This window comes from Nocardia sp. NPDC050175, from assembly GCF_044459885.1.
GTDB lineage: Bacteria > Actinomycetota > Actinomycetes > Mycobacteriales > Mycobacteriaceae > Nocardia.
This window is the reverse complement of record NZ_JBITJI010000003.1, coordinates 426,619-441,331: the sequence shown is the minus strand read 5'-3', so window position 1 is coordinate 441,331 and position 14,713 is coordinate 426,619. Positions and strand designations below refer to the sequence as shown.

Here is a 14,713-nt window from a genome sequence, read left to right as displayed (position 1 = left end):
GGAGTACGAAAACCGAACATTCCACCGGCCCGGCGGGTCGGGCCTGACAGAATGTCGCCCGTGACCCCCGAGGATGTAAGCCGGATCAGCTTTGCCACACCACCATTCGGGCAGCGTGGTTACCACGCGGACGAGGTGGACGCCTTCCTCGACCTCGTCGCCGCGACCATGGCAGGTCAGGGCGCCCTCGCCGCCGACGATCTGCGCCACGTCGCCTTCGCCGCGCCGCGCCCCGGTGGTCGCGGATATCGCGCGGATCAGGTCGACGAATACCTGGATCAGGTCCGCGTCGAACTCGAGGCCCGCCAGCGCGGCACCCGGCCGACACCGGCGGGCAACGGGCACTCGATCCTCACTCCAGATGACGTGCAGCGCATGCGATTCACCTACGCGCCGGTCGGCCGTCGCGGATACCACGAAGACGAGGTCGACGCCTTCCTCGACCTGGTCGCCGCCACCCTCGCCCACGGCGGCCCCGGCAGCCTGACCGTCGCGGACGTGCGTTCGGTGCGATTCAGCGGTGCCCGGTTGGGAACCCGCGGCTACCAAGGCGACGAGGTCGACGCCTTCATGGACCTGGTAGTCACGGCCCTACAACACGCCGAACACCAACACCACCGCTGGACCCTGCACCGCGACGTCGGCGAATAACCCGCCGCCGAACCCCGCGTCGCACCACTCTTCTCGCCGCGCACCTGCTTCGCCCCGCGCACCAACTCGCCTCGCGCGCACGAAACTACCAGCAATCTCGTGCGCGCCGGACGATTCCGTGCGCAGCAACGCCATCCGTGCGCAGCAGGCAGTCAGCTCGACGCTGCTGAACCTCACGCCGGGCACCAGTTCGTCCCGAAGGCGACAGGTTCGTCCCGCGCACCAACTCGCTCGGTGCGCACGAAACCGCCAGCAATCTCGTGCGCACCAACACAACATGCGCGCAGCAGGCGGTCAGCTCGACGGCTCGCCGAACGCCACCACTCGCCGCGCACCGATTCGTCCGGCGCACACGATATCGCCAGCAGACTCGTGCGCGGCAGCACGGTTCGCGCGCGCCAGGCGCACTGAGCTCTGCCCACGCGCACCGGTTCGCGCCGCGCGCATGAAACTGCCAGCAGTCTCGTGCGCGGCAGCAAAATACGTGCGCGGCAGACGATTTCGGCGGGCGAGCAGCGCGCACCTGGACGGTGAGCTGCGCGGTTAGGCTATCCGCAGTCATCGACGCGAGTCATATGGTCGCTAGTTGATCTTTGATGGCGACCATATGACTCGACTCGATGATTACTCGGGCAGGTCGGGGGTGGGTTGGGGGTCGCGGCCTCGGACTTCGATGGAGCCGAAGACGAGGTCGGGGGGTGGGACGAGGCCTAGGTGTTCCCAGGCGGCGGCGGTGGCGACTCGGCCGCGGGGGGTGCGGGCGATCATGCCTGCGCGGACGAGGAAGGGCTCGCAGACCTCTTCGACGGTGGCGGCTTCCTCGCCTACGGCGACGGCGAGGGTGGAGACGCCGACGGGGCCGCCGCCGAAACTGCGGACCAGGGCGGTGAGGACGGCGCGGTCGAGGCGGTCGAGGCCGAGGACGTCGACGTCGTACACCTCGAGGGCGGCGCGGGCGATGGGCAGGGTGATTATTCCGTCGGCGCGGACCTCGGCGTAGTCGCGGACGCGGCGGAGCAGGCGGTTCGCGATGCGGGGCGTGCCGCGGGAGCGGCCGGCGATCTCGGCGGCGGCCTCGCGGTCGATCTGCACGCCGAGGATCTGGGCCGAGCGCAGGATGATGAGCAGCAGTTCGGCGGGGTCGTAGAAGTCCATGTGCCCGGTGAAACCGAAGCGGTCGCGCAGCGGGCCGGTGAGCGCACCGGACCTGGTCGTCGCGCCGACCAGGGTGAACGGGGCGATATCGAGCGGAATCGAGGTGGCGCCCGGCCCTTTGCCGACGACCACGTCGACGCGGAAGTCCTCCATCGCCAGGTACAGCATTTCCTCGGCGGGGCGGGCGATGCGGTGGATCTCGTCGATGAACAGCACGTCTCCGTCGACCAAGTTGCTGAGCATGGCCGCGAGATCGCCCGCGCGTTCCAGGGCAGGGCCGGAGGTGATGCGCAGCGCGGTGCCGAGTTCGGTCGCGATGATCATCGCCATGCTGGTCTTGCCGAGTCCGGGCGGTCCGGACAGCAGCACGTGATCCGGTGTGCCGCCGCGCTGTTTGGCGCCGCGCAACACCAGCGCCAGCTGTTCGCGCACGCGGGGCTGGCCGATGAAGTCGTCGAGCGACTTCGGCCGCAGGCTGGCCTCGATCTCACCGTCGGACTTCAAATAGCTTGGCGTGACCTGGGATTCGTCCGGTTCTTCTTCGTAATCCATGCGGTACTACCGATTCTTGCCGAGCAGGTTGAGCGCGGCGCGCAGCCCAACAGAGGTGTCGGCGGCGGGCTGTTCGGCGAGGACGGAGTCGATGGCCTGCTCGGCCTGCTTGAGCGGGAAGCCGAGGCCGGTGAGCGCCTCGACCACCTGGTCGCGCACCGGCGTGATCACCGGGGTGGCGGCACCGGGCGGACCGGATTGCACCGGAACGAGATTCACCTTGTCGCGCAGTTCGACCACCATGCGTTCGGCCCCGCGCTTGCCGATGCCGGGCACCCGGGTGAGCGCGGCGACATTGCTTTCGGCGAGCGCCTTGCGCAGCGCCTCGGGTTCGAGCACCGCGAGCACCGCCATGGCCAGGCGGGGGCCGACGCCGGACACCGTTTGCAGCAGACCGAACAGGTCGCGCGCCTCGGTGTCGGCGAAGCCGAACAGCGTCATCGAGTCCTCGCGAACGATCATCGCGGTGTACAGCCGGGTTTCTTCGCCGCGGGTCAGCGTGGCCAGCGTCGCGGGGGTGACGTTGAGCCGGTAACCGATGCCCGCCGCCTCGATCACCGTGTGGTCGAGGGCGATTTCCAGCACCTCACCGCGTACCGACGCGATCACCTCTGTACCGCCTTCCGTTGTTCGGCAAGCCGTTCCGCGTACTTGCGTTGTGCCTCGGCCGCTTGGGCTTCGGCCTTGGCCATCCGCTCCATCAGCGGCGCCCGCCAACAATGGCAGATGGCCAGCGCGAGCGCATCCGCCGCGTCGGCCGGTTTCGGCGCGACCTGCAGGCCGAGTATTCGGGTGACCATGGCCGTGACCTGTGCCTTGTCCGCGGTGCCGTTGCCGGTGACCGCGGCCTTCACCTCGCTGGGCGTGTGGAACGCGACCGGGATGCCGCGGCGCGCGGCCGCGAGCGCGATCACGCCGCCCGCCTGCGCGGTGCCCATCGCGGTACGGACATTGTGCTGGGCGAAGACGCGTTCGATCGCGACGGCCCCCGGTTTGTGCGTGTCCAGCCATAATTCGGCGGCGTCGGCGACCTCGAGTAGGCGGTGCGCGAGGTCCATGTCGGGCGGGGTGCGGACCACATCGACGGCGATCGCGGTGACCTTCCGGCCGATACCGCCCTCGACAATGCTGAGGCCGCACCGGGTGAGCCCGGGGTCGACGCCCATCACCCGCACGAAATCCCCTCTCGCAGACACGAACAACTGTTCGAGAGTCTAGCGGAGGCAGGGTCTTTCACGGTCCAGCGACACGGGGTGCGCCAGGCCGCCCGCCCGAGTGATTTACGACGCTGCGGGGAAGCCGAGTAGCTCCGGTTCACTGGCGCGCGCCGCCCACTCGCGCGCCGGATCGACGACGAGACGACGCGCTTTGAGATCGAGCAATCCGCTGACGTTGATGACCGTGGCGGCCATCTCACCGTCCGCGCGGGTCAGGATCTGTTCGACCCGATACGTCTTGCCGGTCCCCCACAACCACGCGCACGACACGTCGACCGTGTCGCCGCCGCGTAGCTCTCGATGGAATTTGATCGTCGTCTCGAGATTGACCGGCCCGAACCCGTCGGCGATCAATTCGTCCACGGAAATCCCGGCCGCCTGCACGCACGCGAATCGCGAGTGGTCGGCGTACTGGTGATACGCAGCGCCGGTGACGTGCAACTGCGGATCCAGGTCGGACACACGGACTTCTAAGCGAGTACTGAACGTCACGAGCCCGACTATGCCAGCACCCACCGACAAGTTCGGCCGACCCGGAACCACCCAGGTTGGCTGGAGCAGATTCACAGCGTCTCTCGAGGAACGGTGTCGACAATGCCGTAGGTGTCTGCCCTTGGAGTGCCGTTTGCCGCGCCCGCGATCCCGGTGCCACCACCGGCCCCGCAGTTGCCGTCGGCGAATCTGAATCCCAACTATCAGAACACCTTTCATCATGGGATCTCCCTGTTGCACGGGTGGCTGCCGTTGACCGTGGAGATCGTCGCGGTGGTATTTCTGCTCGTCGCCGTCGCGCGCAGGTCGCGGCGGTGGTGGGCGATCCAGGTGCCGGTGTGTGTGCTGATCGGCGTGCTCGGTGCGTTGGTCGCGCGGTGGTATGTGTCGAATCAAGGACTGGCGTCGGATCCCGCGCCCGCGTTGCTGTGGGCCTGCGTCGGTGGGACGGCGGGTGCGCTGGCCGTCGCGGTGCTCGGCTGGCGGGGTGCGGGGTGGTGGCGACGCGGGGTTGCGGTGCTTGCCATTCCGTTGGCCCTGCTCAGTACCGGACTGGTGCTCAACCAGTGGGTCGGCTACTACCCCACCGCGCAGTCCGCGTGGGGCGCGCTCACCGCCGGTCCGCTGCCGAACCAGACCGACCTCGACGCGCTGGCCGGATTGCGCGACACCAACGTGTCGACCGGCAAGATCGTGCCGGTCCGAATTCCCGACTCGGGCAGCAACTTTCCGCATCGCACCGAGTACGTGTACCTGCCGCCCGCCTGGTTCGCCGGGCCGACTCCGCCCACACTGCCCGTGGTGATGATGATCGGCGGCGAATTCAACACTCCCGCCGACTGGATCCGCAGCGGACAGATCATGCCCGCCGTCGACCAATTCACCACCGCCAACGGCGGTCTCGCACCGATCCTCGTGTTCGTCGATTCCAGCGGCAGCTTCAACAACGACACCGAGTGTGTGAACGGCCCGCGCGGCGACGCCGCCGACCACCTGACCCGAGATGTGCCGAGCTACCTCGAATCCCGCTTCGGCGCCGCCGCCGATCCCGCGCAGTGGGCGGTGGTCGGCTGGTCCATGGGCGGCACCTGCGCCGTCGACCTGGCCGTCATGCACCCGGAACTGATCCACACCTTCGTCGACATCGCGGGTGACATCGGTCCCGTCTCCGGCAACAAAGACCAAACCATCGCCCGCCTCTACGGCGGCAACGCCGACCTGTGGGCCGCCTTCGACCCGCTCACCGTAATGGCCGAACACGGCCAATATACCGGTCTGGCAGGCCTTTTCGACGACCTGACCCCACCGCAGCGCCACTACCCCACCGGCAACGGCGCACCCCGCGGGCCCCGTCCTCCCATGGACGACGACAACCCCGGAATGGGCGGCCACGACGGCGTCATGGACACCGGTGAGGTCGGCGCGGCCGAAAAGCTGTGCAACCAGGGCCACGAGGTCGGCATCGACTGCACCATCCACACCACCCAGGGCGGCCACACCTGGCAATTCGCCTCAGCGGCGTTCACCTCGTCCCTGCCGTGGATATCCGCCCGCCTCGGCCTCCCCACCCCCAACGCCACCTGACCGGCTCCGCCGATAACGGGACATGACGGCGGCCCCACTCGCACTTCGCCGCCACCATGTCCCGTTGGGCATGGCCTGACTCGGCCTGCCGCCGACCGTGGATGGCCGACGGTGCCAGCGAGCGGCCGCGTGCAGTGTGATCCGTCCGGCCAGCAGTTCTAAGCCGACAACGTGATTCGAGCTGGGCCGCCGATCGCCACTGCACCACCTGAAGCGGCCCTTTGCCTAGGCGGATTATGCGACCGGACAGCGTGATTCGAGATCATCGTCAAGCTGGCGAGAGAGTTCGGGTGAAGGTGCGGCGGTAAGCCTGAGGTGAGACGCCGATTGCCTCGTGCAAGTGCTGGCGCAACGAGGTGCCGGTGGCGAACCCGACCTCGCCTGCGATGCGGTCCACCGTCATGTCGGTCGATTCGAGCAGATGCCGCGCCCGGAACAGGCGTTGCTGAATCAGCCAGCGGCCCGGGCTCATCCCGACCTCCTCGCTGAACCGCCGCGCGAAGGTGCGTTTGCTCATGCGCGCGTGGACGGCGAGCTCGTCGACAGTGAGTGGCAGGTGCAGGTTTTCCAACGCCCACTGCCGGGCGGCGGCAGTGCCCGCCGAGGTGGACGGCGGCACGGGCTGCTCGATGTACTGGGCTTGGCCGCCGTCGCGCCACGGCGGCATGACGCAGCGCCTGGCCACGGCGTTGGCGACGGCGCTGCCGTGGTCGCGGCGCACGAGGTGCAGGCAGACGTCGATACCGGCCGCCGCCCCCGCAGAGGTGAGGATGTCATCGTCGTCGACGTACAGGACATCGGGATCGAGGCGAACGCGCGGGAACGTCTGACGGAAGAGGTCGGCCTCGTACCAGTGCGTGGTCGCCGGGCGCCCGTCGAGCAGTCCGGCGGCGGCCGCGACGAACGCGCCGGTGCAGATCGCGACGAGCCGGGCCTCGGGCCGGATCCGGGCGAGCGCGTCGCGCACCGGCTGGGGCAGGTCGCCGCCGAGGGTCATCGCGATGTCGCACGCGGGCAGGATCACGGTGTCGGCGGTGTCGATGATGCTGCTGTCGTGCGCGACGGAAATCGAGTAATCCGCGACGGTGCGCACCGGCTGACCGTCGAGCGAACAGGTACGCACCTCGTAGCGGCCGCCCGCACTGCCGAATACCCGGTTCGGGATGCCGAGCTCGAACGGGTAGACCCCGTCGAGCGCCAGCACCGCGACCCGATGAACCGAAGACGTCATGGCACGATCATATCGAAGAATGGCAATCATGCCATTTCCTGGCCGAGACCGAAGCGGCAAACTCAGTGCAATGAGCGAAAATATGCGTGCGATCAGCCAGGACACTCTCGGCGGCCCCGAGGTCCTCACCGAGGTGCAACTCCCCCGGCCGGTGCCCGGTCCTGGCGAGATTCTGGTGCGGGTACGTGCCGCCGGGCTCAACCCGACCGACTGGAAACACCGGGCCAACGCGAACGCTTTCCTGCCCCCGCCGCCCTTCGTGCTCGGCTGGGACGTGTCCGGCGAGGTCGCCGAAACCGGCATCGGCGTGGCCCTATGGCAACCAGGCGACGAGGTCTTCGGCATGCTCCCGTACCCGAACGGCCACGGCGCGACGGCCGAGTACGTCGTCGGCCCGGCCCGCGCCTTCACCCGCAAACCCGCGAGCCTCGATCACGTGCAAGCCGCCGCGATCCCGCTGGCCGCACTCACCGCCTGGCAGGCCCTGGTCGACCTCGCCGACTTGCAGGCAGGCCAGCGGGTGTTGATCCATGCGGCGGCGGGCGGCGTCGGGCACTTCGCCGTCCAGATCGCCAAGGCCCGCGGTGCCTACGTCATCGGCACGGCCAGCGCGCCCAATCACGAATTCCTGCGCGGTCTCGGCGCGGACGAGGTGATCGACTACCGCACCACCGATGTCGCCGAGGCGGTCCGCGAGATCGACGTGGTGCTGGATTCGATCAGTGACGACAACAGCGTCCAGTCGCTGCACACCTTGCGGCCGGGTGGCCTGCTGGTCACGCTGCGCCCGACCGGCGAGGTCGATCTGGCGGGCGAGGCGAGCAAGCTCGGCGTGCGCGCGCTGCGCATGCTGGTGGAGGACGACCAGGCGGGCATGGTCGCGCTGGCCGGACTCGTCGAGTCCGGCACGTTGCGGCCGACGATCGCGGGCACCTTCCCGTTGGCGGACACCGCGAAGGCGCATGCGTTGGGCGACACCGGCCGTACCGTCGGCAAACTGGTTGTCACTGTGCCCTGACACCGAAACTTTTTCCGCGCGGCGCTTCGGTGAATCCGCGAAATCGGGGCGGTCACGCTTCTACCATCCGATGATGAGCACTGTTGTGAAGGCTGTCCTCGAGGGCGGGCCGAAAGACATGCCCGCGCGAATCGTTCCCATCACCCCGCCGGGAATCGAGTTGAAAGTCCCGTTCAAGGGTGGTTACGAACACTTCAAGGTGACCCGCAAGGAGAAGGACACCCCGGAGGGGCGGTTGCGTGTTTACGAGTGGTCCAGCCGGACCGAACTCCCGAAGTGACGCGCGAATAATCGTCCTGTGCGGCCGGTCGGATCATCGACCGGCCGCCTTCTCCTGGTCCACCCAGGGAACAGTGGGCAACCCATGGACAAACGCGTAACCAATTGGTTACGCTTCCCGCGTGGATGAAGTGGCGAGCGCCATCGCCGATCCGGTGCGGCGGGAGATCCTGACGTTGCTGCGCGGCGCCCGGCGCACCGCCGGTGAGATCGCCGGACAGTTCACGATCAGCAGGCCCGCGATCAGCAGGCACCTGCGGGTCCTGCGCGAAAGCGGCCTGGTCCGCGACGAACTCATCGGCAGGCAGCGCTACTACGTGCTCGATCCGGCGCCGCTCACCGAACTCGCCGACTGGATCGCCCGCTTCGACACGTCCACCGCGTGGGAGCACCGGCTCGACGCACTCGACACCGAGGTCTACCGGACGCGTCGCGAGCACCGCGCGGCACCGGCCGACCGGAACCCGAAGGAGCACACCGGATGACCACCCGACCCACCGGACGCCTCGACCGCAGCGGCGGTAAGCGCGATCTGATCCTGACCAGAACCTATCGCGCGCCGATCGAGGACGTGTGGGCCAGCGTCACCGAATCCGACCGCACCGCACGCTGGTTCGGGCCGTGGGAGGGCGAGGCGGGCACCGGACAAAACATCAAGATCCAGCTGGTGCACGAAGAGGGCGCGCCCTGGTGCAACGCACACATCGACGCGTGCGAACCACCACAGCGACTTTCGATCACCACCAAGGACAGCTACGGCAGCTGGCGGCTCGAGGCGGTCCTCACGGAGACCGACGGCGTCACCGAACTCGTCTTCACTCATCACTTGGAGCCCGACGCGCCGATCGCCGAAGTCGGTCCCGGCTGGGAGTACTACCTCGACGTACTCGGGGCGGCCCGCGATGATGCGGACCGCCCCGAGTGGGAGGATTACTACCCCTCGATGAAGCAGTACTACGAAGCGCTGCTGGACTAGTCGTCCAGCTGCGCCAGGATCTCGTCCGAGATATCGACCATCGGATGCAGCCGCGTTCTGCACATCACTCGTCCAGCTGAGCCAAAATCTCGTCCGAGATATCGACCATCGGATGCAGCCGCGTTCTGCACATCACTCGTCGAGCTGAGCCAGGATCTCGTCGGAGATATCGACGTTCGTGTACACGTTCTGCACGTCGTCGCTGTCTTCGAGTGCGTCGACCAACTTGATCACCTTGCGGGCACCGTCGGCATCGACCTCGACCGACACCGACGGCTGGAAGCCGGATTCGGCGGAGTCGTAGTCGATTTCGGCGGCCTGCAACGCCTTGCGCACCGGGATCAGGTCGCTCGGGTCGCTGATGATCTCGAAGGAGTCACCGAGGTCGTTGACCTCCTCGGCACCCGCGTCGAGCACGGCCATCAGGACGTCGTCCTCGGACAGGCCGTTCTTCTCCAGCGTGACGACGCCCTTGCGGTGGAACAGGTAGGACACCGAACCCGGGTCGGCCATGTTGCCGCCGTTGCGGGTCATCGCGACACGCACCTCGCCCGCGGCGCGGTTGCGGTTGTCGGTGAGGCACTCGATCAGCACCGCGACACCATTGGGGCCGTAGCCCTCGTACATGATGGTCTGCCAGTCGGCGCCGCCGGCTTCTTCACCGCCGCCGCGCTTGCGGGCACGTTCGATGTTGTCGTTGGGCACCGACGACTTCTTCGCCTTCTGAATGGCGTCGTAGAGCGTCGGATTGCCTCCGGGGTCACTGCCACCCGTGCGGGCCGCCACCTCGATGTTCTTGATCAACTTGGCGAAGAGCTTGCCACGCTTGGCGTCGATCCCCGCCTTCTTGTGCTTGGTGGTGGCCCATTTGGAGTGGCCGCTCATTCCCTACTTCCTTCAGGTCGATGGCACGTTTGGTGGTGTGTACCGTACCGGCCCGGCCGGACGAACAACTTCTCCAGCCTACTCGGCCGGTCATCGCGGTCTGAACGGCGCGTGAACTACGCGTCCCGAACCAGGTCCACGAACATCCGGTGCACCCGCAGATCGCCGGTTACCTCCGGGTGGAACGACGTCGCGAGGACGTTGCCTTGCCGCACTGCCACAATGCGTCCCGCGAACGGTCCGTCGGGCACCGTCGCCAGCACTTCGACGCCGTCACCGACGCGCTCCACCCAGGGCGCCCGGATGAAGACCGCGCGCATCGGGCCGTCGTCGAGTCCGGTGAAATCCAGATCGACCTCGAACGAATCGACCTGACGGCCGAAGGCGTTGCGGCGCACCGTCATATCGATGCCGGACAGGTGCTGCGCGTCGGGCCTGGTGTCGAGCACCTCGTTCGCGAGCAGGATCATGCCCGCGCAGGAACCGAAGGCGGGCATGCCATCTCGCAGGCGCGCGCGCAGCGGCTCGAGCAGTTCGAAGACCTCCAGCAGCTTGCTGATGGCGGTCGATTCGCCGCCCGGCAGGACCAGCGCGTCCACCGCGGCCAGCTCGGACTCGCGGCGCACCAGCACGGGTTCGGCACCACAGTGGGCGAGGGCCGCGATGTGCTCGCGCACGTCACCTTGCAAGGCCAGCACGCCGATGGTGGGGCCGGTCCGGGCGAGGTCGGCGGCGGGTGCGGCGACCGGGGAAGCGTTCACGTCGGAAAGTTTACGAGCCGTCGCGGTGTGCGCCTGCTCACGGTCGCCGTCAGGGTTCCGTCAACGCCGGAGTAATCCGGCCGCGACAGGCCGACACTATCGAAGTGATAGCTGTGTTGCCGCGCAAGGTCCCTGCACCGGGCGGAGATGCGAATACTGCCAGGCCCCGCCGCGGACTCACCGTCCCGACCGGTTTGGCCGGCCTTTCCCTCGATGCGATGGCGTCGGTGTCCTACGGTCCGGAAGCCATTGTGCTGGTGCTGGCCACCGCGGGTGGCGCGGGCCTCGGCCTGACCCTGCCGGTGACGCTGGCGATCGCGGCGCTGCTCGCCGTGCTGGTCGCTTCCTACCGTCAGGTGATCGCGGCGTTCCCGAACGGCGGTGGCGCGTACGCGGTGGCCAAGGCGCATCTGGGGCATCGCACGAGCCTGACCGCGGCGGCCTCGCTGATCATCGACTACGTGTTGAACGTGGCGGTATCGATCGCCGCCGGTGTCGCCGCACTCACCTCGGCATTTCCCGCGTTGCTGCCGTACACGTTGTGGATCTGCCTGGCGATCCTGGTCGGCATCACCGCACTCAATCTGCTGGGTATCACCGAGAGCGCCCGCGCGTTCATGGTGCCGACCGTCGTCTTCGTGGTCGGCATTTTCACGGTGATCATCGCGGGACTGCTGCGTTCGGAGCCCGCGAGTGTCAGCGAAGGCGCCGCGACCGCGCTCGACATGCACACGGTCGGAGTGCTGTTGCTACTCAAGGCCTTCTCCAGCGGCTGTGCCGCGTTGACCGGCGTCGAGGCGATCGCGAACGCGGTGCCCAGCTTCGAGGCGCCGAAAGTCGTTCGCGCGCAACGGGCCGAGGTCGCGCTGGGCGCGCTGCTCGGCATCATGCTGGTCGGGCTCGCCCTGCTGATCGAGAAGTTCGAAGTGCACCCGATCGACGGCACCACGGTGCTCTCGCAGTTGACCGAGGCCGCGCTCGGGCACGGAATCGGTTACTACGTAGTCCAATTCGCGACGGTGATCCTGCTGGCACTGGCCGCCAACACCTCCTACGGTGGGCTGCCGACGCTGACCAAGATCCTCGCCGACGACAACTGCCTGCCGCACCGGTTCGCGGTCAGCTCGCCGCGACAGGTCTATCGGTACGGCGTGCTGACCCTCGCCGTCGCCGCCGGCGTGCTGCTGATCGGCGCGAACGGCAATATGAACGCGCTGGTCCCGCTATTCGCGATCGGGGTATTCGTCGGATTCACCATCGCGCAGGTCGGCATGGTGCGGCACTGGCTGCTGGCCAGGACCGGCGGCTGGCAGTGGCGGATGGCGCTCAACGGCTTCGGCGCGCTGCTCACCTTCATCGCCGCGATCGTCACCACCGCAATGAAATTCACCGAGGGCGCCTGGTTGATCGTGCTGATCCTGCCCGTGTTGGTGGTCGGGATGGAACGAATTCGCGACACCTACGGCAGGATCGGCGCGTTCCGCCGGTCCGATGAGGTACCTCCCCCGCCGCGGCCGCGCGACGCCGTCATCGTGGTGCCGGTGTCCGAGGTTTCCGACTTGAGCTGCGAGGCACTGTCCGCCGCGCTCTCGATCGGCAAAGATGTTGTCGCAGTGCATGTTTGCCTACCCGGCGAATCGGTCAAGGCCTTCACCAAGGCGTGGGAGGCCTGGCACCCGGACGTGCGACTGGTACTCCTCGAGGACAGCGACGCGACAGTCGGCGGCCCGGTGGCACGCTACGTCAGCGAGAACTTCGAAGGCCGCCGCAAGGTCGTCGTCATCGCCGAGGTCGACCCCCCGGTCGGCTGGAACCGCGTGCTGCCCAGCCACCGCAGCGATGAACTAGAACGCGTGCTGCGCCGTATGACCGACACAGTAGTCTGCCACCTGCGCGTCCAGGTGGGTTGAAAAACCTGATCGAATTCAGGCGGCCGCGGTGGTGTGCGTCGGCCACACGCACACCACCGCAGTCGACAACTCCCCGCGCACGAATCCCCTTCCCGCGCAACAACTCCCTTGCCTGCCCACGTGCGAGCCAGGTCGCCGCGCACCAATTCTCCTGCAGCGCACCGATTCGCTGACGAATTCGCGCGCTGCGCACCACGATGTGCGCGGCGATTGTCGATGCGTGGCGAGGCTGCCGTCAGTCCTCGACTTGGCCCGGACCGCCGGAGTAGCGGCGAGGATTCGTGGCGCGCGCCAGGTCGCAACTCGCGTTCACGGCACGGCCCAGGTCGCCGCGCACCAATTCTCCTGCTGCGCACCGATTCGCTGACGATTTCACGCGCCGCGCACCACGATGTGCGCGGCGTCGGTGGCGATCAGTCGCGGAGGTTGCGGATGAGGCCTTCCTGGACGACCGCGGCGACGAGTTGACCTTCGCGGTTGAAGATCTTGCCGCCGGTGAGGGCGCGGCCGAAGCCTGCTGACGGCGACGCCTGGTCGTAGAGGAGCCAGTCGTCGGCGCGGAAGGGGCGTAGGAACCACATGGCGTGGTCCAGGGACGCGTTCTGGGTTTGCTCGTCGGGGTGGATCACCTTCGAGGAGCCGAGCAGGGTCATATCGCTCATGTAGGCGAGGGTGCAGACGTGGAACAGCGGGTCGTCGGGCAGCGGGTGGCGGTAGCGGAACCACACCTGCTGCTGGGAGACGACGCCCTCGCGGCGAGCCACCTGGTCCTGCGGCACTGTGCGGATGTCCCAGTGCTCCCATTCGCGCATCGCCCACAGGCGTTCCGGGCTCATCGAGATGCTGGCGTCCGGGAGTTCGTCGGGCGGCTGCACCGGCGGCATCACATCCTGATGCTCCGGGCCCTCGTCACCGATGTGGAACGACGCCGACATGGTGAATATCGCCTGACCGTCCTGCACGCCGGTGACCCGGCGGGTGCAGAACGAGCGGCCGTCCCGGATCCGCTCGACGAGATACACCGTCGGCTGGTCCGGGTTGCCCGGCCGCAGGAAGTATCCGTGCAGCGAATGCACCTGATACCGCGGTTCGACCGTGCGCACCGCCGACACCAGCGCCTGGCCGGCAACCTGTCCGCCGAACGTGCGCGGAAGCTGAGTCTTCGTGGACGCCCCACGGAAGATGTCGCGCTCGAGCCGCTCTATCTCCAGCGCCTCTTCGATTGTCGCCATGGGCTGAGATTAACTCGCCACGCCGCCTGCCTGCTCCTCGGCCGTCAGGTGATCGGCCAGCAATGCGCCTCCGGTCCCAGCCACCGGCCTGCCGCGGAAGCCAAGATCACATACCGCCGACGAAGGCGGGTCGGGCGGTTTGCTCTGATGGACCGGTGCCACAGTTCGTGCCGATCACCCAGGACGTCCTCATCGAACGTCTCGTCGAGCGCCTGCGCGCCCTGCCCGGCCACCGGGTGATCGCGATCGACGGCGCCGACGCCGCCCGCCCGGTCGATCTCGCCGATCGAGTAGCCGCCGCATTGCGCGACACCGGCAGACCCGCGGACGTGGTCTCGCTGCACGATTACGTCCGTCCGGCCTCCCTGCGCGTGGAGTTCGGCCGCGACGACATCTCCTATCGCACCGCCTGGTTCGACTACGACGCGCTGCGCCGCGAGGTCATCGACGCGCTGCACACCGACGGCCGCTGGCTGCCCGCCCTGTGGGACGAGGCCACCGACCGCTCGGCCCGCGCCACCATTCGCCCCGCTCCCGCCGACACCGTCCTGCTCATCGCGGGCCCCATGCTGCTCGACCACTACCTCCAATTCGACCTGACCGTCCGCCTCGACATGTCGGAACAAGCCCTGCGCCGAACAACCCCGCCCGAGGACCACTGGACCATCCCCGCCCTCCTCGATAGTCACGAAAACCACACCACACCAACGTTCTTCGCCCGCTGGGACCACCCCGACCGCCCCGCCCTACGCGTCGACTAGGTTCTGTGT

Annotated in this window: 16 protein-coding genes; 8 read left to right on the top strand and 8 right to left on the bottom strand. The window is 67.9% G+C overall.

Annotated elements, in window-relative coordinates; translation table 11 throughout:
- The first annotated feature begins 51 nt into the window (after positions 1-51).
- Positions 52-651 (top strand): DivIVA domain-containing protein, encoded by a 600-nt coding sequence (locus ACIBK2_RS13000; RefSeq protein ID WP_396966681.1) that lies wholly within the window; start codon positions 52-54, stop codon positions 649-651.
- A 624-nt stretch (positions 652-1,275) separates the two neighbouring features.
- Here the strand turns inward: ACIBK2_RS13000 and ruvB are convergent.
- The 4 genes from ruvB to ACIBK2_RS12980 all read right to left on the bottom strand — a co-directional run bounded on the left by ruvB (position 1,276) and on the right by ACIBK2_RS12980 (position 4,067).
- Entirely contained in the window at positions 1,276-2,358 is a 1,083-nt protein-coding gene (ruvB, locus tag ACIBK2_RS12995) for a Holliday junction branch migration DNA helicase RuvB (protein ID WP_396966679.1), read from the bottom strand.
- A 6-nt stretch (positions 2,359-2,364) separates the two neighbouring features.
- Complete coding sequence (gene ruvA / locus ACIBK2_RS12990; RefSeq protein ID WP_379287333.1) at positions 2,365-2,967, bottom strand: Holliday junction branch migration protein RuvA; 603 nt, start codon at positions 2,965-2,967, stop codon at positions 2,365-2,367.
- Positions 2,964-3,533: a crossover junction endodeoxyribonuclease RuvC gene (ruvC, locus tag ACIBK2_RS12985; RefSeq protein WP_396967221.1), complete on the bottom strand. Its 570-nt coding sequence runs from the start codon at positions 3,531-3,533 to the stop codon at positions 2,964-2,966. The genes ruvA and ruvC overlap by 4 nt, the downstream gene beginning before the upstream one ends.
- A 105-nt stretch (positions 3,534-3,638) precedes the next feature.
- Positions 3,639-4,067: an acyl-CoA thioesterase gene (locus ACIBK2_RS12980; protein WP_396966677.1), complete on the bottom strand. Its 429-nt coding sequence runs from the start codon at positions 4,065-4,067 to the stop codon at positions 3,639-3,641.
- Positions 4,068-4,178: 111 nt separating this feature from the next.
- Between ACIBK2_RS12980 and ACIBK2_RS12975 the strand changes: the two genes are divergently transcribed.
- Positions 4,179-5,651, top strand: a complete 1,473-nt coding sequence (locus ACIBK2_RS12975; RefSeq protein WP_396966675.1) for an alpha/beta hydrolase — start codon at positions 4,179-4,181, stop codon at positions 5,649-5,651.
- A 268-nt stretch (positions 5,652-5,919) separates the two neighbouring features.
- Here the strand turns inward: ACIBK2_RS12975 and ACIBK2_RS12970 are convergent, their stop codons facing one another.
- Positions 5,920-6,882, bottom strand: coding sequence for a GlxA family transcriptional regulator (locus ACIBK2_RS12970; protein ID WP_396966673.1), 963 nt, complete (start codon positions 6,880-6,882; stop codon positions 5,920-5,922).
- Positions 6,883-6,952: 70 nt separating this feature from the next.
- Here ACIBK2_RS12970 and ACIBK2_RS12965 point away from each other — a divergent pair, with 70 nt between their 5' ends.
- The 4 genes from ACIBK2_RS12965 (at position 6,953) to ACIBK2_RS12950 (ending at position 9,155) form a co-directional block, all read left to right on the top strand.
- Positions 6,953-7,900 carry an NADP-dependent oxidoreductase gene (locus ACIBK2_RS12965; protein ID WP_396966671.1) on the top strand — a complete coding sequence of 316 codons (948 nt, stop codon included), beginning with the start codon at positions 6,953-6,955 and terminating at the stop codon, positions 7,898-7,900.
- Positions 7,901-7,973: 73 nt separating this feature from the next.
- Positions 7,974-8,180: a DUF5988 family protein gene (locus ACIBK2_RS12960; protein ID WP_150406073.1), complete on the top strand. Its 207-nt coding sequence runs from the start codon at positions 7,974-7,976 to the stop codon at positions 8,178-8,180.
- A 121-nt stretch (positions 8,181-8,301) separates the two neighbouring features.
- Positions 8,302-8,664 (top strand): metalloregulator ArsR/SmtB family transcription factor, encoded by a 363-nt coding sequence (locus tag ACIBK2_RS12955; RefSeq protein WP_396966668.1) that lies wholly within the window; start codon positions 8,302-8,304, stop codon positions 8,662-8,664.
- A complete protein-coding gene (locus ACIBK2_RS12950; RefSeq protein WP_396966666.1) occupies positions 8,661-9,155 on the top strand; it encodes an SRPBCC family protein in 495 nt (164 codons plus the stop codon). Before ACIBK2_RS12955 ends, ACIBK2_RS12950 begins: the two co-directional genes overlap by 4 nt.
- A 132-nt stretch (positions 9,156-9,287) precedes the next feature.
- Here the strand turns inward: ACIBK2_RS12950 and ACIBK2_RS12945 are convergent, their stop codons facing one another.
- Positions 9,288-10,040: a YebC/PmpR family DNA-binding transcriptional regulator gene (locus ACIBK2_RS12945; RefSeq protein WP_396966664.1), complete on the bottom strand. Its 753-nt coding sequence runs from the start codon at positions 10,038-10,040 to the stop codon at positions 9,288-9,290.
- Between the two features lie 116 nt (positions 10,041-10,156).
- Positions 10,157-10,801, bottom strand: coding sequence for a pyridoxal 5'-phosphate synthase glutaminase subunit PdxT (pdxT, locus tag ACIBK2_RS12940; protein WP_396966662.1), 645 nt, complete (start codon positions 10,799-10,801; stop codon positions 10,157-10,159).
- A 218-nt stretch (positions 10,802-11,019) separates the two neighbouring features.
- Between pdxT and ACIBK2_RS12935 the strand changes: the two genes are divergently transcribed.
- Positions 11,020-12,711 carry an APC family permease gene (locus tag ACIBK2_RS12935; protein WP_396967219.1) on the top strand — a complete coding sequence of 564 codons (1,692 nt, stop codon included), beginning with the start codon at positions 11,020-11,022 and terminating at the stop codon, positions 12,709-12,711.
- A gap of 413 nt (positions 12,712-13,124) precedes the next feature.
- Here ACIBK2_RS12935 and ACIBK2_RS12930 read toward each other — a convergent pair whose 3' ends face one another.
- Positions 13,125-13,943: an acyl-CoA thioesterase gene (locus ACIBK2_RS12930; RefSeq protein ID WP_396966660.1), complete on the bottom strand. Its 819-nt coding sequence runs from the start codon at positions 13,941-13,943 to the stop codon at positions 13,125-13,127.
- Between the two features lie 155 nt (positions 13,944-14,098).
- On the opposite strand from ACIBK2_RS12930, the gene ACIBK2_RS12925 reads away from it, so the two are divergent.
- Positions 14,099-14,704, top strand: coding sequence for a hypothetical protein (locus tag ACIBK2_RS12925; protein WP_396966658.1), 606 nt, complete (start codon positions 14,099-14,101; stop codon positions 14,702-14,704).
- Positions 14,705-14,713: the final 9 nt, after the last annotated feature.

What these genes read in the sequence shown, in the direction of transcription:
- ACIBK2_RS13000 (WP_396966681.1), top strand. Translation starts at nt 52, where the DNA reads ATGTCGCCCGTGACCCCCGAGGATGTAAGCCGGATCAGCTTTGCCACA.
- ruvB (WP_396966679.1), bottom strand. Translation starts at nt 2,358, where the DNA reads ATGGATTACGAAGAAGAACCGGACGAATCCCAGGTCACGCCAAGCTAT.
- ACIBK2_RS12970 (WP_396966673.1), bottom strand. Translation starts at nt 6,882, where the DNA reads ATGACGTCTTCGGTTCATCGGGTCGCGGTGCTGGCGCTCGACGGGGTC.
- ACIBK2_RS12965 (WP_396966671.1), top strand. Translation starts at nt 6,953, where the DNA reads ATGAGCGAAAATATGCGTGCGATCAGCCAGGACACTCTCGGCGGCCCC.
- ACIBK2_RS12960 (WP_150406073.1), top strand. Translation starts at nt 7,974, where the DNA reads ATGAGCACTGTTGTGAAGGCTGTCCTCGAGGGCGGGCCGAAAGACATG.
- ACIBK2_RS12950 (WP_396966666.1), top strand. Translation starts at nt 8,661, where the DNA reads ATGACCACCCGACCCACCGGACGCCTCGACCGCAGCGGCGGTAAGCGC.
- ACIBK2_RS12945 (WP_396966664.1), bottom strand. Translation starts at nt 10,040, where the DNA reads ATGAGCGGCCACTCCAAATGGGCCACCACCAAGCACAAGAAGGCGGGG.
- ACIBK2_RS12935 (WP_396967219.1), top strand. Translation starts at nt 11,020, where the DNA reads ATGGCGTCGGTGTCCTACGGTCCGGAAGCCATTGTGCTGGTGCTGGCC.
- ACIBK2_RS12930 (WP_396966660.1), bottom strand. Translation starts at nt 13,943, where the DNA reads ATGGCGACAATCGAAGAGGCGCTGGAGATAGAGCGGCTCGAGCGCGAC.